15 protein-coding genes are annotated in these 16,789 nt (G+C 66.4%); 4 read left to right on the top strand and 11 right to left on the bottom strand.

Annotation, left to right across the window (positions count from 1 at the left end):
• The first annotated feature begins 13 nt into the window (after positions 1-13).
• Positions 14-715, top strand: coding sequence for a hypothetical protein (locus tag ACEYYA_RS12065; RefSeq protein WP_374800963.1), 702 nt, complete (start codon positions 14-16; stop codon positions 713-715).
• Between the two features lie 92 nt (positions 716-807).
• Here ACEYYA_RS12065 and ACEYYA_RS12070 read toward each other — a convergent pair whose 3' ends face one another.
• Positions 808-3,306 carry a penicillin acylase family protein gene (locus ACEYYA_RS12070; RefSeq protein WP_374800965.1) on the bottom strand — a complete coding sequence of 833 codons (2,499 nt, stop codon included), beginning with the start codon at positions 3,304-3,306 and terminating at the stop codon, positions 808-810.
• Between the two features lie 94 nt (positions 3,307-3,400).
• On the opposite strand from ACEYYA_RS12070, the gene ACEYYA_RS12075 reads away from it, so the two are divergent.
• Positions 3,401-4,264: an NAD(P)-dependent oxidoreductase gene (locus ACEYYA_RS12075; protein ID WP_374800967.1), complete on the top strand. Its 864-nt coding sequence runs from the start codon at positions 3,401-3,403 to the stop codon at positions 4,262-4,264.
• 63 nt (positions 4,265-4,327) lie between these two features.
• Here the strand turns inward: ACEYYA_RS12075 and ACEYYA_RS12080 are convergent, their stop codons facing one another.
• The 8 genes from ACEYYA_RS12080 to ACEYYA_RS12115 form a co-directional block, all read right to left on the bottom strand.
• Positions 4,328-5,248, bottom strand: a complete 921-nt coding sequence (locus ACEYYA_RS12080; protein ID WP_374800969.1) for a pseudouridine-5'-phosphate glycosidase — start codon at positions 5,246-5,248, stop codon at positions 4,328-4,330.
• Positions 5,245-6,135: a PfkB family carbohydrate kinase gene (locus ACEYYA_RS12085; RefSeq protein WP_374800971.1), complete on the bottom strand. Its 891-nt coding sequence runs from the start codon at positions 6,133-6,135 to the stop codon at positions 5,245-5,247. Before ACEYYA_RS12085 ends, ACEYYA_RS12080 begins: the two co-directional genes overlap by 4 nt.
• A gap of 9 nt (positions 6,136-6,144) precedes the next feature.
• Positions 6,145-7,125, bottom strand: coding sequence for an ABC transporter permease (locus tag ACEYYA_RS12090; RefSeq protein ID WP_374800973.1), 981 nt, complete (start codon positions 7,123-7,125; stop codon positions 6,145-6,147).
• Positions 7,118-8,125 (bottom strand): ABC transporter permease, encoded by a 1,008-nt coding sequence (locus ACEYYA_RS12095; RefSeq protein WP_374800975.1) that lies wholly within the window; start codon positions 8,123-8,125, stop codon positions 7,118-7,120. The genes ACEYYA_RS12090 and ACEYYA_RS12095 overlap by 8 nt, the downstream gene beginning before the upstream one ends.
• A gap of 31 nt (positions 8,126-8,156) precedes the next feature.
• Positions 8,157-9,884, bottom strand: coding sequence for a peptide ABC transporter substrate-binding protein (locus ACEYYA_RS12100; RefSeq protein WP_374800977.1), 1,728 nt, complete (start codon positions 9,882-9,884; stop codon positions 8,157-8,159).
• Positions 9,885-9,951: 67 nt separating this feature from the next.
• Positions 9,952-11,652: a peptide ABC transporter substrate-binding protein gene (locus ACEYYA_RS12105; RefSeq protein WP_374800979.1), complete on the bottom strand. Its 1,701-nt coding sequence runs from the start codon at positions 11,650-11,652 to the stop codon at positions 9,952-9,954.
• Between the two features lies 1 nt (position 11,653).
• Positions 11,654-12,706 carry an ABC transporter ATP-binding protein gene (locus ACEYYA_RS12110; protein ID WP_374800981.1) on the bottom strand — a complete coding sequence of 351 codons (1,053 nt, stop codon included), beginning with the start codon at positions 12,704-12,706 and terminating at the stop codon, positions 11,654-11,656.
• The gene (locus ACEYYA_RS12115; RefSeq protein WP_374800983.1) at positions 12,699-13,745 is read right to left on the bottom strand and encodes an ABC transporter ATP-binding protein; all 1,047 of its coding nucleotides are present in this window, start codon (positions 13,743-13,745) and stop codon (positions 12,699-12,701) included. Before ACEYYA_RS12115 ends, ACEYYA_RS12110 begins: the two co-directional genes overlap by 8 nt.
• A gap of 294 nt (positions 13,746-14,039) precedes the next feature.
• On the opposite strand from ACEYYA_RS12115, the gene ACEYYA_RS12120 reads away from it, so the two are divergent.
• Both ACEYYA_RS12120 and ACEYYA_RS12125 read left to right on the top strand, forming a co-directional pair.
• Positions 14,040-15,209 (top strand): M20 aminoacylase family protein, encoded by a 1,170-nt coding sequence (locus tag ACEYYA_RS12120; protein WP_374800985.1) that lies wholly within the window; start codon positions 14,040-14,042, stop codon positions 15,207-15,209.
• A gap of 1 nt (position 15,210) precedes the next feature.
• A complete protein-coding gene (locus tag ACEYYA_RS12125; protein WP_374800987.1) occupies positions 15,211-15,564 on the top strand; it encodes a DUF1304 domain-containing protein in 354 nt (117 codons plus the stop codon).
• A 78-nt stretch (positions 15,565-15,642) separates the two neighbouring features.
• Here ACEYYA_RS12125 and ACEYYA_RS12130 read toward each other — a convergent pair whose 3' ends face one another.
• A complete protein-coding gene (locus tag ACEYYA_RS12130; RefSeq protein WP_374800989.1) occupies positions 15,643-16,230 on the bottom strand; it encodes a peptidylprolyl isomerase in 588 nt (195 codons plus the stop codon).
• Positions 16,220-16,729, bottom strand: coding sequence for a peptidylprolyl isomerase (locus ACEYYA_RS12135; RefSeq protein ID WP_374800991.1), 510 nt, complete (start codon positions 16,727-16,729; stop codon positions 16,220-16,222). The genes ACEYYA_RS12130 and ACEYYA_RS12135 overlap by 11 nt, the downstream gene beginning before the upstream one ends.
• Between the last annotated feature and the right edge of the window lie 60 nt (positions 16,730-16,789).

Below are 16,789 nucleotides of genomic sequence, written 5' to 3' on the forward strand. Positions count from 1 at the left end.
GAAAGGGGGCCTCATGCTGCGCAATCTGGACCTGAGCAACTGGCACAGCCTGCTGTCGACGATCCTGACGCTGGCGCTGATCACGCTGATCGGCGTCGGGCTGCGGGTGCTGATGATGGTGACGATCCAGCAGCGCCGCGAACGCGCCAACCGGCAGATCAATGAACGGCTGAAGGTGCTGATCGCCGCCTACAAGACGCTGGGCGGGTCGTTCACCGGCAGCCTGACGGTCGATCCCACGCATCTGCGCGACCTGCGCGCCACGGCCCGCGCGGCGGGCGATGAAGATGAGGCCGATCTGGGCAGCGACCGCAGCCGCCGCATCCGCGATGCGGTCGAGGGGGCGCTGTCCGACATCCTTCTGCTGGGCACCGAAGACCAGGTTCGCCTGGCCGAGGCGGCCGCCCGCGATCTTGTCGCCGGACGCCGCATCGCCACCGCGCAATTGGTCGCCAGCCTGCGCGATTTCATCCGAAGCGCGCTTGATCTGGACCCGATCCCGCAGGGGCTGGCGATCCCGCTGCAAGGCCCGACCCGCCCCGGCAGCGGTGGCAGCGGGCGCAGCGGCGGCAGCAGTCGGGGTGGCGGCGGTCGCGGCGGCGGCGGCGGTGCTGGCGGCGCAGGCGGGGGCGGCATGGCCATGGGCCTTGGCATGGGGGCAGGCGGCGCAGGCGCTGAGGCTGACCCGTTGCCCCCCACCGACCTGCCGCGCTGACCCGGCCGCCGGCCCCTGACAGCCCCACCACGCTGCTGCTTTCTTCTTGGCCCATCTATCCATCCGCCCGCGCCACCCGCGCAGGCGGCGGGTCAGGGCGCGGCGGGGGCGGCCCCTTCGGGCACCAGCCGGGTGATCCCCTCGGCCCCGGCGCGCGCCAGATCGGGGTCCAGCGACATCGGGATGTAATCGCCCCGCCGCCACAATTCCGCCAGATCGTCGTAATGGCGGCTGAACGGATGGCCCGATTGCCCGGTCGAGATGATGAACACTGAACTGTCGGGATCGGCGAAATCATAGACCCCGCGATAGCCCGCCGCCGTCACCGCGCGGAACGGATTGTCGCCCGTTCCCGCCGTCTGGCCGCGCGCCAAAGTGAAATCCCCGCCCGAGATCGATTGCCGGATGTTGACCAGCCAGCCCAGCATCGGCACCCGGCCCAGCACCGGGTGATCCTGCTGCGCCTCATGCACATCGCCCCACCGCCAACTGGTCAGATTGGTGCCAAACCGCGCGCCCAGATCCAGCAGCGCCGCATCCAGCGCCTGACGGGCAATGTCGTTGCAGGTCTCGATGGGGGCCGACTGGATGATGTCGCACCAATGCCCCGCGCCATCGACATTGCGGAACACCCGTTCGATGAACAGCGGCTGAAGCTGGGTGAAATCCTCGGCCAGCGGGCCAAGCTCGTCGCGGATCAGCCGGTGCTGAAGCGCGCGCATCCAGGCGGCATAGATCAGCGGCTCGGGCAGATGCTCGTTCATCTCGCCGTCCCAGTTGGCCAGCAGCTCCAGCGCGCGTTGGCGCTGACGCTCGGCCGTGCCCTCGGGCGCAGGCTCGCCGGTGAACCACAGATCGGCGCCGACCAAGGGCAGCAGGCCGCGCGCGGCGGGGCTGACGGTATCCAGTTGCGCGGCGATGAAACTGTCGCGGGTGTGGACCTCGCGCATCTGCATCAACCGGTCAAGGCGCTGGATGCGCTGCGTGTCGCCCCAGGCAAAGCCCACATGATCGGGAAAGGGGTGGTCGACGATCTTGTTGTTCGTGTTGCCGACCACGCCGCTGGCGGGCGTCAGGATGCGCGGATTGTCGGCGGTGGGCATCACCCCCTGCCAGCGGTTCTGCGCCACCCAACCCGGCGCGGGCATCCGGCCTTGGGTCTGATGGCCCGGATCGCGGCGCGGCAACGCGCCGACCGTCACCAGACCGACGCCATCCTTGTCGGCCAGCGTCAGGTTCAAGACCGGCGCCAGCACCCCGGCCCCCGCCGCCACCGCCTGATCGACACTGCCCGCCCGCATCAGCGCCATGGCCGCGGACATGCTGGTGTCCTTGGGCGACAGTGCCGTCCAGGCCAGCGAGGCGACATGACCCGGCGGCACCACATCGCCCAGACCCATCACACCCGCAGGCAGCACCGGGCCATTGTCGGTCCAGCGCAGGGTCAGCGTGACCGGCGCGGCATCCTTGATGGTGACGATGGATGGGCGGCTGACAAACGGCTTCCAGCCATCGGGCGTGCGGTAACGGCCCGGATCGGCGGGGTCGACCTCCTCGATCAGCACGTCCTGATCATCGGCATAGGCCGCCGTCACCCCCCAGCCCAGCCGGTCATTGCGCCCGCTGAGGATCAGGGGCATCCCCGGTATCGTCGCACCGATCACCCCGCCCGAGGCCAGCTCCAGCCGCGCCAGATACCAGATCGAGGGCGCGCCAAGGCCCAGATGCGGATCATTGGCCAGCAGGCTGCCCCCCGCCGCCGACCGGCGCGGCGCGGCGGCAAAGGCGTTCGAGGCCGCAACCCCCGGCAGCATCCCGGCCAGCGGCGCATCCGCGCGACCAGGCGCGGGCAGGGCGGTGTCGAACAGGCTGGCATAGGCGGGCAACGCCGCTGGCCCTTGACCCTGCATCTGACGATCCTGCATCTCGCCGGGCATGTTCGGCGCATCGGGCATCAGATCGCGCGGCCAGTCGGGCGACAGCCGGTTCAGCCGGGCGCGCAGCACATCGGTTGCCGCCTGATCGGACAGCTGAAACGCCATCAGCTTCAGGATGGCCAGCGAATCCTGCGGCTGCCAATAGGCGATCTCATTGGAAAACAGGAACAATTCCGGCGCGCCGCGGCCGCGCGCCCCGGCATTGACCCGCGCGATCCAGGCATTGACCCCGGCGGCATAAGCCTCCAGCGCGGAACGGGTCGCTTCGTCCTGGGCCGGCACCGCCTCACCGGCCAGCCGATAAAGATCAAGCCTGCGCATCATCTCATCGGTTTTCAGCGTGGCCGGGCCGATCACCTCGGACAGACGGCCCTGCACGGTGCGCCGCAGCATCACCATCTGCCACAGCCGGTCCTGGGCATGGGCAAAGCCAAGCGCAAAGAACACGTCGCCGTCTGTGGCGCCAAAGATATGCGGCACGGCCTCGGCGGTACGCACGATCTCGACCGGGGCGGTGATGCCCGCGACCGGATGGCTGGCGTTGTATTCGGGCAGCGAGCGGCTGGCGAAATACCACAGCGCGGTGGCGGCCAGCACGATCAGCAGGATCGACAGGACGGCAAGGCGCAACAGCCATCTGAAAAGGGTCGGCATGGGCGGGTCCGGTCGTAGGGCGCGTGTTGACGGGGCGGCTGTGCGTTTCCTAAGACAGCAGGGGCATGGATACAACGGGGATAGGGATCACGTCATGGCAAAGGTGGCATTTCTGGGGCTGGGCGTGATGGGCTTTCCCATGGCCGGACATCTGGCGGCGGCGGGGCATCAGGTGACGGTCTATAACCGCACGCCGGGCAAGGCCGACCGCTGGCTTTTGTCCCACGCAGGCCAGGCTGCGCCCACGCCCCGCGCGGCAGCCGAGGGCGCGGATGTCGTGATGGCCTGCGTCGGAAATGACGATGACCTGCGCGCGGTGTGCATCGGCGCGGACGGCGCATTCGCCGGCATGGGCATGGGCGCGGTCTTTGTCGATCACACGACCGTGTCGGCGCAGGTCACGCGCGAACTGGCCGCTGTCGCCGCCGATCTGGAACTGGGCTATGTCGACGCGCCGGTCTCGGGCGGGCAGACGGGGGCCGAGGGGGGCGTGCTGTCGGTCATGTGCGGCGGGTCTGATGCCGATTACGCCAAGGCCGAGCCGGTGATCGCCGCCTATGCCCGCATCTGCCGTCGCATGGGCGATGTCGGCGCCGGGCAACTGGCCAAGATGGTGAACCAGATCTGCATCGCGGGCCTTGTCCAGGGCCTGTCCGAGGGGCTGGCCTTTGCCGAGAAGGCCGGCCTTGACGTCGCGCAACTGGTCGAGGTCATCAGCCAGGGCGCCGCCGGTTCGTGGCAGATGGCCAACCGCCACGCCACCATGGCCGAGGACCGCTTCGACTTCGGCTTTGCCGTCGACTGGATGCGCAAGGATCTGGGCATCGTGCTGGCCACCGGCGACCAGATCGGCGCCAGCCTGCCGGTCACCGCGCTGGTTGATCAGTTCTACAAGGACGTGCAGCGCATGGGCGGCGGCCGCTGGGACACCTCAAGCCTGATCAAGCGGCTGCGCTGATCCGCAGGTCGGATGAGTATTTGGGGCAAAGAGGAAATATGCGCTTCCTCTTTGCCCAAATACTCACAGCCGTGCGGCCGCCACCAGCGCGGCGGCGATTTGCGCGGCCAGGCGGGCGTTGTTCAGCACCAGCGCGATATTGGCGCGCAGGCTGGCACCTTCGGTCAGATCGAAGATCCGCGACAGAAGGAACGGCGTGACGGCTTTGCCGCCGATGCCCTGCGCCTCGGCCTCGGACACGGCTTGCGCGATGACGGGGGCCAGCGTCTCGGCGGCGATTTCGTCGGCGGCAGGGATCGGATTGGCGACCAGTTGTCCGCCGGGCAGGCCGATGCGGGCGCGCATCAGATGGGCGCTCGCGATCTGGGCGGGGTCGTCCATGCGCATCGGCGCGGCCAGGCCCGAGCTGCGCGACCAGAAGGCCGGGAAATCGTCCTGGCCATAAGCGATCACAGGAACGCCACGGGTTTCCAGCACCTCAAGGGTTTTCGGCAGATCGAGGATCGCCTTGGCCCCCGCGGCGACCACCGTCACCGGGGTCTGGGCCAGTTCCTCAAGATCGGCAGAGATGTCGAAGCTCGTCTCCGCGCCCTTGTGAACGCCGCCGATGCCGCCGGTGGCAAAGACCTTGATCCCCGCCAGATGGGCGCAGATCATCGTCGCGGCCACCGTCGTCGCGCCGGTTTCGCCGGTCACCAGGCAGGCCGCCAGATCGGCGCGCGACAGTTTGCGCGCCCCCGTCTGACGGGCCAGCCAGTCCAGGTCGCCCGCCTCAAGCCCGATGCGGATCTGGCCGCCGATCACCGCGATGGTGGCCGGGGTTGCGCCGGCCTGACGGATGGTCTGCTCGACTGACCGCGCCATGTCCAGATTGCCGGGAAAGGGCATCCCGTGGGTGATGATCGTCGATTCCAGCACGACAAGCGGGCGGCCCTCGGCCAGGGCGGTCGCGACTTCGGATGAAAAGGCGATGGGAAGGTTCATGTGGCAGCAGCCCCCGAGACATAGCGCGCCGCGGCCTCAAGCGCACGGGCCAGCGCGGTTTCGCGGCCTGCGCCGCGGATTTCGGCCACGACATGCGCGGCCATGAAGGTATCGCCCGCCCCGGTCACGCGGGTGACCATGACGGCAGGCGGAGTGGCGGTCAGCAGCCCATCCGGGCTGGCATCGGCGGCGGTTGCGCCACCTGCGGTGACCAGTGCGCGCCGCGCGCCGCGCGCCACCAATGCGGATGCGGCGGTCGGCGCGTCCTCGAACGTGGTCTGGCACAAAAGCCCAGCCTCCTCGAGGTTCACATACAGGGTCACCCGCGGATGGGTCATCAGCGCCAGCAGCCGTTCGGCCTTGCCGGGGCTGGCGGGGGCCACGCGCAGATCGGCGGCAGCGAACAGGGGTGAGGTGGCGATCTCGGCCAGCAATTGCTCGGTCAGGTTGCCATCCAGCGCCACCGGCCCGGGATAGGGCGCATCCGCCGACCCCAGCCGGCCATCGGCCAGCGGGCGCAGGATCTTGGCGCCTGCCGCCTCAAGCGAATGGGCATCGGCAATCGCGGCGATCAGGCCATTGGCGCCCTCGACCGCCATGTAACGGTCGGTCGGCAGGTCGTCGCTGCGATAGACATAGTCGCTGATGACGCCCAACGGCGCGCAGGCGGCGATCAGGTCATTGCCCTGGCTGTCGCGGCCGACCGCCGACAGCACCGCCGGATGCAGCCCGAACCGGGCCAGCGTCATGGCGATGTTCATCGCCACGCCGCCCGGCAGCCGGGTGATGCGCCCCGGCACATCCGCGCCCGCCCGCATATGCACGGGCGCGCGGCCGATGATGTCCCACAGGACGGATCCGATGCACAGGATGTCAGGCGCTGTCATGCGCCTGACTTAGCGCCCCCGGATGCGCGGGTCCAGCGCATCGCGCAGCCCGTCGCCGATATAGTTCACCGACAGCACCGTCAGCGAGATGGCGATGCCGGGCAGGATCACCCGCCAGGGGTAAAGCTGGATCTGGTCCACCGCGTCGTAAAGGATGCGCCCCCATGTCGGGAAATCCGGCGGAAAGCCGAGGCCCAGGAACGACAGCGCGCTTTCGGTGATGATCGCACTGGCGATGCCCAGCGTGGCCGAGACCATGATCGGCGACATGACGTTGGGCAGGATATGGCGCAGGATCAACCGGCGCGAAGGGGTGCCGATCGACCGGGCGGCAAGCACGAATTCGCGTTCCTTGATGGCCAGCACCTCGCCGCGCACGACGCGGGCGGTCTGCATCCACGAGGTCAGCCCGATGGCGGTGACGATCAGCAGAAACACCCCCAGGCCGGGGCCGAAGCTGCGCGACAAGGGTTCGCGGAACAGCGTGACCATCAGCAAGAGAAGCGGCAGCAGCGGCAGCGCCAGGAACAGTTCGGTCAGCCGCATCAGCGGCCCGTCAAGGCGGCGGAAGAACCCGGCCATGACGCCGACCATCGCGCCAAAGGTGATGGCGATGGCCATGGCGGTGATGCCCACCGCCAGCGAGACGCGCCCGCCGACCATCAGCCGCGCCAGCATGTCGCGGCCCAACTGATCGGTGCCCAAGGGATGCTTGGCGGTGAAGCCCTTGTTGCGGCCCAGAATGTCGACATAGGTCGGATCGACCGTCCAGATCCGCGGGCCGATCAGCACGAACAGGATGATTGCCACGAACACCACAAGCGCGATCATCGCGCCCCGGTGGCGGGTGAACTGATCCCAGACATCGGCCCAGGGGCTGCGCGGCCCGGCCAGATTGGCGGCGCTGACGGGCTGGGCGGCCTCGGGGACGGGGGCATTCGCCAAAGCCTCGGGCAGCGGATCGAAACGGGGGGAAAAGCGATCAGTCATAACGGATCCGCGGGTCAAGCACGCCATACAGGATGTCGGCGATCAGGGTGAAAACGACGATCAGGATGGCAAAGATGAAGGTCAGCGTCAGCACCATCGGCAGGTCATTGCCATGGATCGCCAGGATCAGCAGTTGGCCCAGGCCATTCACCTTGAACACCTGTTCGGTGATGATCGCGCCGCCAAAGATCGCGGGCACGCCCAGGGCCAGCACCGTCACCACCGGGATCAGGCTGTTGCGCAGCACGTGCTTGAGCACCACCACCTTTTCGGTCATGCCCTTGGCGCGGGCGGTGCGGACGTAATCCTGGCCCAGATTGTCCAGCATGGACGCGCGCATATAGCGGCTGATGATCGCCGCGTTATACAGCGCCAGCACCGTGACCGGCAGCACCATCTGCTTGACCTGCTTGGTGAAACTGGCCCAGTCGGTGACCTTCAGCGTGGTGTCGTAGATCGACGGGAACCATTGCAGCTTGACCGAGAAGATGACGATCAACAGCACCCCGGTGAAGAAGGTCGGCAGCGAAAACCCGACCATCGAGATGAACGTCCCCAACTGGTCGAACCAGCTATACTGCCGATAGGCCGAATAGATGCCGATCGGCAGCGCGATGGCGATGCCCAGAAGATAGGAAAAGCCCACCACAGTCATGGTCTGGGGCAGGCGCTCGGCGATGGTCTGGAACACCGGCGCGCGGGTCTGGAAGCTGATGATGCGCTGCATCCCCTCGGCATAGGTGGTGCCGAAGATCGCATCGATGCCGTTCAGGGGTTCCACCCAGAAGAACTGGCGCAGCCACAGCACATAGCGCACATACCAGGGATCGCCCAGGCCAAGCGCCTGGCGCATCCGCTCTTTCACCTCGGGCGGGACGGTCAGCGGGACGTCGCCCAACGGATCGCCCGGCGACAGTTCCAGCAACAGGAAGATCACCAGCGAGATGAACAGCAGCGTCGGGATCGCCAGCAGCAGGCGGCGCAGCACAAAGGTCAGCATGGCAGGGGTCCGATGGGCAACGGGTTACGGGTCACTTCGCGCGGCTCCAATCCTGGATGTTCCACAGGTTGCTTTCCCAGGCATTCGGCAAGACGCCCGCAAGGCTATTGGCATGGGCGGCGACCATGCCGCGATGCACCAACGGCAGGATCACATTGCTGTCGCGCGTGGCCATCAGGTTCAGATCCTTGACCAGCGCCTGACGGGTGGCGGGATCGGCGGTCTGGCGCAACTGATCGACCTTGGCGTCATAGGCCGGGTCGCAATAGCGCGCGAAATTGTTGCCCGCCCATTGCGTCGCAGGCGTCGGAATGCGCGCGCAGGTCAGGTTCGACATGAAGGCTTCGGGATCGGGATTGTCAAAGCTGTTGGCATACATATGCGCGTCCGCATACAGCTTTTGCATCGTGTCGGGCGAACCCGGATCGCCGCCGAAGAACACCGATCCGTCGATCTGCTTCAGCTCGGTCTCGACGCCGATATCGGCCCACCATTGCTTGATCAGCGCCTGGAAATCCTGCCGGACCGAGTTGACCGAGGCCTGGAACAGCAGCTTCAGCCGCATCCCATCCTTGACGCGGATGCCGTCGGGGCCGGGCAGCCAGCCCGCCTGATCCAGCAGCTTTTTCGCGCCCTCGACATCCTGCGTCAGGCAGGCGGTGTTGTCGGCCGAGACATAAGCCTCGGGCGTGGGCACGATGTTGCAGGTCGCACGGCCCGCCGCGCCATAGCCGATCTCGGTCAGGATCTGGCGGTCGATCGCCATCGACAGCGCCTGACGCACCGCCGGATCGGTCAGGAACGGATGCGGATGGGCCAGGGTGGACCGCTCGCCCTCGGGCAGGCTGGCCGAGGGGTCGGTCTGGTTCAGCTCGATCCGCTCGACCCAGGTGCCCATGCTGACCAGGGTCTTGCCCTTGCCCGCGGCCTCCATCTGGGCCAGCACTTCGGGGGCGATTTGCAGGTTCCAGGCAAAGTCATATTCGCCGGTCTCCAGCACGGCACGCGCGGCCCCGGTGGGATCGCCGCCGCCTTTCAGCGTGACCTTGGCAAAGGCGGGCTTGGCCGCGTCGCGGTATTGCGCATTGGCCGACAGCGTGACCACATCATTGGGGCGGAACGCGTCCACCACAAAGGGACCGGTGCCTAGCGGACCAAAGTTCTGCGTCGAACAACTGACCCCCGCCGCGCCCACACAATCCGCGAATTGCGCGGCCTGGATCACCGGCACGCGCGATCCGACAAAGGCTTGATACGGCGCGTATTTCGGGGCCTCAAAGGTGATCTTGACGGTCAGGTCGTCCAGCGCCTGAACCTCCTTGATGCCCGCAAAACGCGCGGCAGAGGCGCAGCCGAACCCCTCGGCCATGCAGTAATCGGCGGTAAAGACCACATCGCTCGCCGTCAGCGGGCTGCCGTCAGACCACAGGATGCCGGGCTTCAGCTTCCAGGTGATCGCGGTGAAATCGGGGGCGATGCCGCCGTTTTCCAGCGTCGGGATCTGCTCGGCCAGACGCGGATACAGGCTGCCGTCATCGGCAATGCCCGCCAGCGGTTCAAGCACCAGCGAGGCCGCATCCACATCCTTGTTCGCGGTCGAGATATAGGGGTTCAGCGTGGTCGGCGCCTGCCAGTAAAGGATGCGCAGATCGCCGTCGCTGCCACGTTCGGCCCAGGCCGCGCCGCTGCACATCAGCATCCCGGCAGCGCCCAGCACCAGGCGGCGGATCGGGGCGGAGGGGCGGGCGGAAAGGGTCATGGCAACCTCGGGGCATAAAATCAATGAAAAGGATGGGGCCGCCCGCGACAGGCGGCCCCGGTTCGGATCACTTCACCCGGAACCAGTCCGAAGCGTTCCACAGCTCGCTGTCCCAGGTGTTCAGCACGACGCCGCCCAGGGTGTTGGAATGCGCCGACAGACGGCCACGGTCGACCAGCGGCACGACGGTCATTGAGTCCTTGGTCAGCATGTCGTTCAGCTTTTTGGCGATCTCGCCGCGCTTGGCCATGTCGGCGGTAACGCCCAGTTCCTTGACCATGGCGTCATAGGCCGGGTCGCAGAAACGGTTCACGTTCTCGCCCTGCCACTGGCTTTCGGGGCCGGGCGCCTTGTCGCAGGTGTATTGCGCCAGATAAGGTTCCGGGTCGGTGCCGTCAAAGTTGTTGGCATACATTTCGACATCGGCATAGAACTTCTGGAAGGTGTCGGGCGAACCCGCGTCACCGCCAAAGAACACGCCGCCGTCGACCGACTTCAGCTCGACCTCGACGCCCAGTTCGTTCCACCACTGCTTGATGACCGCCTGGAAGTCCTGACGAACGGCGTTGACCGAGGTCTGATAGAGCAGCTTCAGCTTGCGGCCGTCCTTTTCGCGGATGCCATCGGCGCCCACGGTCCAGCCGGCTTCCTCCAGCAGCGCCTTGGCGCCTTCCATGTCCTGCTTCAGGCAGTCGGTGTTGTCGGATGCGAACATCTCGGGCGCGGGGACCAGGTTGCAGGTCGCGCGACCGGCGACGCCATAGCCGACATCGACCAGCGTCTGACGGTCAATGGCCATCGACAGCGCCTTGCGTACCTTGAAATCCGACAGGATCGGGTGCGGATGCTTGGTGGTCGAGCGCTCGCCCTCGGGCAGGGCCGGGTCGGGATCGGTCATGTTCATCTCGATCCGTTCGACCAGCGTGCCGAAGGCGGTGACGAACTGGCCCTTGCCGCCGGCTTTCATCTGCTCTTGAATCTCGGGGCTGATCTGGGTGTTCCAGGCATAATCGAACTCGCCCGTTTCCATCACCGCGCGCGCAGCCCCCGCCGCATCGCCGCCGCCCTTGACAAGCGCCGTGGCAAAGGCCGGTTTCGCCGGGTCGCGATAGTTCGGGTTGGCGGCCAGCTGCACCGTGTCATTGGTGCGGAACTCGGTCACCATGAACGGACCGGTGCCGATCGGCTTGAAGTTCTGATCGGTGCAGGTCGACGCCGCAGCCCCCAGGCAATTGGCGAATTGCGCCTTTTGCAGGATCGGCGAGGTGGCGCCGACAAAGGCCATGAACGGGTTGGGTTTCGGATCCTTGAACGTCACCTTGACGGTCAGCGGATCGACGGCTTCGACCTTGTCGACGCCTTCATAGCGCGCAAGCTGGGCGCAGCCACCGGCCGGGTCCATGCAGTATTGCGCGGTGAACACCACATCATCGGCGGTGAAATCGCTGCCATCCGACCATTTCAGGCCGGGGGTGATCTTCCAGGTGATCGTTTTCAGATCCTCGGAAATGCCGCCATTTTCGCGCGACGGGATTTCACTGACCAGACGCGGGATCACATTGCCCTTTTCGTCGAAACCGGCCAGCGGTTCCAGAACCAGGCTGCCGACCTCGACATCCTTGGTGCCCGAGGACAGATAGGCGTTCATCGTCGAGACGGCTTGCGAATACAGGATGCGCACTTCGCCATCGCTGCCGCGTTCGGCGAAAGCGGCGGGCGCGAAGGCCAGCGTGGCGGCGGCCCCCAGAAGGGCGGTTTTCAGTTTCATCTCAGGCTCCCGGTTGATGGGTGGGGTGGGGTGCCGCGGTTTCGCCCGCGGTCGGTTGTGAATGCAGATGGCAGGCGACAAAGCGGCCCGGCGCGACCTCAAGGAACTCTGGCTCGACGCTTTTGCAGATGTCCATGACGCGCGGGCAGCGGGTGCAGAAGTTGCAGCCCCTGGGCGGGTTCGCGGGGCTGGGCACGTCGCCTTGCAGGATGATGTGGCGACGCGTCGCCTCGGTATCGGGGTCGGGTTCGGGCACGGCCGAGAGCAGCGCCACGGTATAGGGATGCAGCGGCGCGCCATAAAGCCCGTCGCGCGGCGCCAGTTCGACGATCTTGCCCAGATACATCACCGCCACGCGGTCGGCGATATGGCGCACCATCGACAGATCGTGGCTGATGAACAGATAGGTCAGCCCCAGCCGATCCTGCAACTCCTCAAGCAGGTTGACCACCTGCGCCTGAATCGAGACATCCAGCGCCGCGATCGGCTCGTCGCAGACGATGAAGCGCGGGTTCAGCGCCAGGGCGCGCGCGATGCCGATGCGCTGACGCTGGCCGCCCGAAAACTCATGCGGATAGCGGTTGGCAAAGCGGCGGTTCAGCCCGACCTGATCCATCAGTTCCAGCACGCGCGCCAGCCGGGCGCTGCGGTCCAGATCGGTATGTTCGGCCAAAGGTTCGCCGATGATCTCGGCCACGGTCATGCGCGGGTTCAGGCTGGCCTGCGGATCCTGAAACACCATCTGCATCCTGGTGCGCAACTGCCGCAGCGGGCCGGGGCGGGCGGCCAGGATGTCGGTGCCGTCGATTTCCACCGATCCGGCGGTGGGTTCGTAAAGCCGCAGGATGGCGCGACCGGTGGTCGACTTGCCACAGCCGGATTCACCGACCAGGCCCAATGTCTCGCCCTGATAGATGGAGAATGAGACGTCATCGACCGCCTTCACATCACCGACCTTGCGCCGGAACACCCCGGCGGTGATCGGGAAATACATCTTCAGCCCGCGCACATCGACCAGCGGGCGGCGGCTGTCGCGGTTGCCTTGGTCAAGCATGGGCCACCTCGGCTGTGGGCATGTCGGCTGTGGGCGCATCCGCACGCGGACTGTCGGTGTCGAAATCCCACCAGCAGGCGGCGCGATGCGCAGGCCCGACCGTGACCAGCCCCGGATTGGCCAGGTCGCAGGCGGCAAAGCGGTATTCGCAGCGGTCGCGGAAAGGGCAGGCGCGCGGCGCGCCCGACAGGATCGGCGGCTGGCCCTGAATGACATTCAGCTTGGCCGCGCGTTCACCGCGAACCGAGGGCACGGTCTTCAGCAGTGCCCGCGTATAGGGATGGCGCGGCATGTGGAACAGATCGCGCACCGGGCCGATCTCGACCACCTGGCCGCCATACATCACCATCACCCGGTCGGCGATGCCCGCGATCACGCCCAGATCATGCGTGATCCAGATGATCGCCATGCCCAGCTTGTGCCGCAGTTCCTTGACCAGTTCCAGAATCTGCGCCTGGATCGTCACGTCCAGCGCCGTGGTCGGCTCATCCGCGATCAGCACCTTGGGGTCGCAGGCAAGCGCGATAGCGATCATCACCCGCTGCCGCATCCCGCCGGAAAACTGGTGTGGGTAATCCTTCAGTCGGCGTTCGGCATCGGGAATGCCGACCAGTTCCAGCAATTCGCGGGCGCGGGCATTGGCCTGTTTCTTGCCCATGCCCATGTGCTTCATCAGCGGTTCGCGTAGCTGATAACCCACGGTAAAGACCGGGTTCAGGCTGGTCATCGGATCCTGAAAGATGAAGCCCACCCCGGGGCCTCGGATGGCGCGCAGTTGCGCGGGCGTGGCGGTGCGCAGGTTCAGGCCCTGGAACATCACCGCGCCCTCGCGGATCTCGGCCGGGGGTTCGGGCAGGATGCGGATCAGCGACATCATCGTGACCGATTTGCCCGACCCCGATTCGCCCACCACCCCCAGCAATTCGCCGGGACCAAGGTCAAAGCTGACATCATTGACGGCGTGAACTTCGCCGCCGCGGGTGTGGAAAACCGTCTTCAGGCCCTGAACGGACAGGACGGGCGTCGGCCCATCATCCATGCGATTAACCCCCCGGTTGGACGTGTCTTTTCTTGTTCGCGCTGCCTGCGGTGTGCCGGTGGGGCGCGATCTTTGCGGCAGGTTAGCGGATTCGCCCCACAACACAAGTGCGTGGGCACGGGCAGAATGACGATGCGATCGGGCGATCTGGCGGGGGAAAGCCGGGCGGCATTGGCGAAATGTCGGTGTCCCCGGCCCGCCCTTGCCGGGGCGCGGGCTTTGCCCCTAGGCTGTCACCCATCCGTCGCACGCGGCCCCGATCGGCCGCCCGCGCCCGCTAACCAAAGGTAGATCATGCCCGTCAAGAACCGCTTTGCCGAACTTCTGCCCGAAATCACCGCCTGGCGGCGCGATTTTCACGAACATCCCGAATTGCTGTTCGACGTCCACCGCACCGCGGGTCGGGTCGAGGAACTGCTGAAATCCTTCGGCTGCGACGAGGTGGTGACGGGGCTGGGCCGCACCGGCGTCGTCGGCGTGATCCGCGGCCGCACCAACACCAGCGGCCGCACCATCGGCCTGCGCGCCGATATGGACGCGCTGCCCATTCATGAGGCGACCGGGCTGGATTACGCCTCGAAAACGCCGGGCAAGATGCATGCCTGCGGCCATGACGGCCATACCGCGATGCTGCTGGGCGCGGCGAAATACCTGGCCGAGACGCGCAATTTCGATGGCACCGCCGTGGTCATCTTCCAGCCCGCCGAGGAGGGCGGCGGCGGCGGTCGCGTCATGGTCGAGGACGGCCTGATCGACCGTTTCGCCATTGATGAGGTCTACGGCATGCACAACATGCCCGGCATCCCGGTCGGCAGCTTCGCCATCCGCCCCGGCGCGATGATGGCGGCCGCGGACCAGTTCACCATCACCATCACCGGCAAGGGCGGCCATGCGGCAAAACCCCATGACTGCATCGACCCGATCCTGATCGCCAGTCAGATTGTCGTGTCGTTCCAATCGGTTGTCGCGCGCAACCTGGACCCTCTGAAGAACGGCGTGATCTCGGTCTGCACGTTCCGGCCGGAAAGCGAATCGCACAACGTGATCCCGCAGACCGTGGTTCTGCGCGGCACCTGCCGGTCGCTCGCCCCCGAGGTGCGCGACCTGCTGGAGGCCCGCGTGACCGAGATCGCCACCGGCACCGCCGCGATGATGGGCGGGCGCGCCGATGTCGTTTACGAACGCGGCTATCCGGTGACGATGAACGATCCGCAGGCGACCGAATGGGCGGCGGCGGTGGCCGATCAGGTGTCGGGCGGGCAGGTCGATCTGACCATGCAGCCGCTGATGGGCGGCGAGGATTTCAGCTACATGCTGAACGAACGCCCCGGCGCCTATATCTTTGTCGGCAACGGCGACACGGCCCATGTCCATCACCCGGCCTATAATTTCGACGATGCCGCGATCCCGTTCGGGTCAAGCTGGTATGTCGGCATGGTCGAGGACCGGCTGAAGGCGGCCTGAGGTGGTCGCCGCCACCCTGGCCGCGCTGATCGCCGCGCTGCACATCTATATCCTGTGGCTTGAGATGTTCCGCTGGACCCATCCCCGCACCCGCGCGGCCTTCGGGATTGACGCGGGTCTGGCGGAACGGACGCGGGTGATGGCGGCCAATCAGGGGCTTTACAACGGCTTTCTGGCCGCCGGTCTGATCTGGGGCCTGTGGCAGGGGCAGGGGGGCCGCGATGTCGTGGCCTTCTTCCTGATCTGCGTGGGACTGGCCGGGCTTTACGGTGCGGCAACCGTCAGCCGCCGTATCCTTTATGTGCAGGCAATCCCGGCGCTGATCGCCCTGGCGGCGCTTGTGGCGGGGATCTGACGACCGCCGCAGCAGCACCGCAGATGAAAAAGGGGGCGCAAGGCCCCCTTCTTCCTTGTCCAAATACGCAAGCGGCGCTTAGTCCGCGACCGTGACCTTGGCCATGTAGTCGGGGGCCTCGACGCTGCCATTGGCGGCGGCATCACCCTTTTTAACGGCGTCGATCACCTCCATCCCTTCAAGCACATGACCGACGACGGTGTATTGGCCGTCCAGATGCGGGGCGGGGGCGAACATGATGAAGAACTGGCTGTTGGCCGAATCCGGGTCGGCCGACCGCGCCATGCCGACGATGCCGCGCGCGAAGCTGCGGTTCGAGAACTCGGCCTTCAGATCGGGCAGGTCGGACCCGCCCATGCCGGCCATCGCGGTATTGCCGTCCTTCTTGCCATATTGCACGTCGCCGGTCTGCGCCATGAAACCGTCGATCACGCGGTGAAAGACGACGCCATCATAGGCGCCGCCCTTGGCCAGCTCGACGATGCGCGCGGCGTGGTTCGGCGCGCTGTCACTGGCCAGGTCGATGACGACCTTGCCCTTGGCCGCGCCATCGGCGCCTGCCACCTCGATCACGACATTCGGGCCGGGGCCATCGGCGGGCTGCGCCAAGGCCGGGCCCGCGATCATTGCGGCCACCGCCGCCGCCATCAGGGATTTATTGAACATCGGCTGCCACCTTCATCTTGATGATGCGATCGGGATTGGCCGGCGGCTCGCCGCGGGCGATCTTGTCGACATGTTCCATGCCTTCGATGACGCGGCCGTAAACGGTATACTGGCCGTTCAGGAAGTCATTGTCCTTGAAGTTGATGAAGAACTGGCTGTTGGCCGAGTTCGGGTTCTGCGACCGCGCCGCGCCCAGGGTGCCGCGCGAATGCGGAATGCGCGAGAACTCGGCCTTCAGGTCGGGCAGGTCCGACCCGCCGGTCCCGGCGCGACGGGGGTTATAGTCCTTTTCCATGTTCGCATGTTCGACATCGCCGGTCTGCGCCATGAAATCGTTGATCACGCGGTGAAAGGCCACGTTGTCGTAATCGCCGCGCCGCGCCAGTTCCTTCATGCGCGCGCTGTGCAGCGGTGCCACATCCGACATGAGTTCGATCACCACATCGCCATCCTTCAGGGTCAGGATGATGGTGTTTTCGGGGTCTTTGATTTCGGCCATCTGGTCCTCGCTTGGTTTGGGGCCAAGGTAGGGGCTGGCGGGGCGAAGGAAAACCCCCTG

Origin of the sequence: Paracoccus zhouxuedongae, from assembly GCF_041927815.1 — a bacterium.
Taxonomy (GTDB): domain Bacteria; phylum Pseudomonadota; class Alphaproteobacteria; order Rhodobacterales; family Rhodobacteraceae; genus Paracoccus.

What these genes read in the sequence shown, in the direction of transcription:
- ACEYYA_RS12065 (WP_374800963.1), top strand. Translation starts at nt 14, where the DNA reads ATGCTGCGCAATCTGGACCTGAGCAACTGGCACAGCCTGCTGTCGACG.
- ACEYYA_RS12070 (WP_374800965.1), bottom strand. Translation starts at nt 3,306, where the DNA reads ATGCCGACCCTTTTCAGATGGCTGTTGCGCCTTGCCGTCCTGTCGATC.
- ACEYYA_RS12075 (WP_374800967.1), top strand. Translation starts at nt 3,401, where the DNA reads ATGGCAAAGGTGGCATTTCTGGGGCTGGGCGTGATGGGCTTTCCCATG.
- ACEYYA_RS12080 (WP_374800969.1), bottom strand. Translation starts at nt 5,248, where the DNA reads ATGAACCTTCCCATCGCCTTTTCATCCGAAGTCGCGACCGCCCTGGCC.
- ACEYYA_RS12085 (WP_374800971.1), bottom strand. Translation starts at nt 6,135, where the DNA reads ATGACAGCGCCTGACATCCTGTGCATCGGATCCGTCCTGTGGGACATC.
- ACEYYA_RS12090 (WP_374800973.1), bottom strand. Translation starts at nt 7,125, where the DNA reads ATGACTGATCGCTTTTCCCCCCGTTTCGATCCGCTGCCCGAGGCTTTG.
- ACEYYA_RS12095 (WP_374800975.1), bottom strand. Translation starts at nt 8,125, where the DNA reads ATGCTGACCTTTGTGCTGCGCCGCCTGCTGCTGGCGATCCCGACGCTG.
- ACEYYA_RS12100 (WP_374800977.1), bottom strand. Translation starts at nt 9,884, where the DNA reads ATGACCCTTTCCGCCCGCCCCTCCGCCCCGATCCGCCGCCTGGTGCTG.
- ACEYYA_RS12105 (WP_374800979.1), bottom strand. Translation starts at nt 11,652, where the DNA reads ATGAAACTGAAAACCGCCCTTCTGGGGGCCGCCGCCACGCTGGCCTTC.
- ACEYYA_RS12110 (WP_374800981.1), bottom strand. Translation starts at nt 12,706, where the DNA reads ATGCTTGACCAAGGCAACCGCGACAGCCGCCGCCCGCTGGTCGATGTG.
- ACEYYA_RS12115 (WP_374800983.1), bottom strand. Translation starts at nt 13,745, where the DNA reads ATGGATGATGGGCCGACGCCCGTCCTGTCCGTTCAGGGCCTGAAGACG.
- ACEYYA_RS12120 (WP_374800985.1), top strand. Translation starts at nt 14,040, where the DNA reads ATGCCCGTCAAGAACCGCTTTGCCGAACTTCTGCCCGAAATCACCGCC.
- ACEYYA_RS12130 (WP_374800989.1), bottom strand. Translation starts at nt 16,230, where the DNA reads ATGTTCAATAAATCCCTGATGGCGGCGGCGGTGGCCGCAATGATCGCG.
- ACEYYA_RS12135 (WP_374800991.1), bottom strand. Translation starts at nt 16,729, where the DNA reads ATGGCCGAAATCAAAGACCCCGAAAACACCATCATCCTGACCCTGAAG.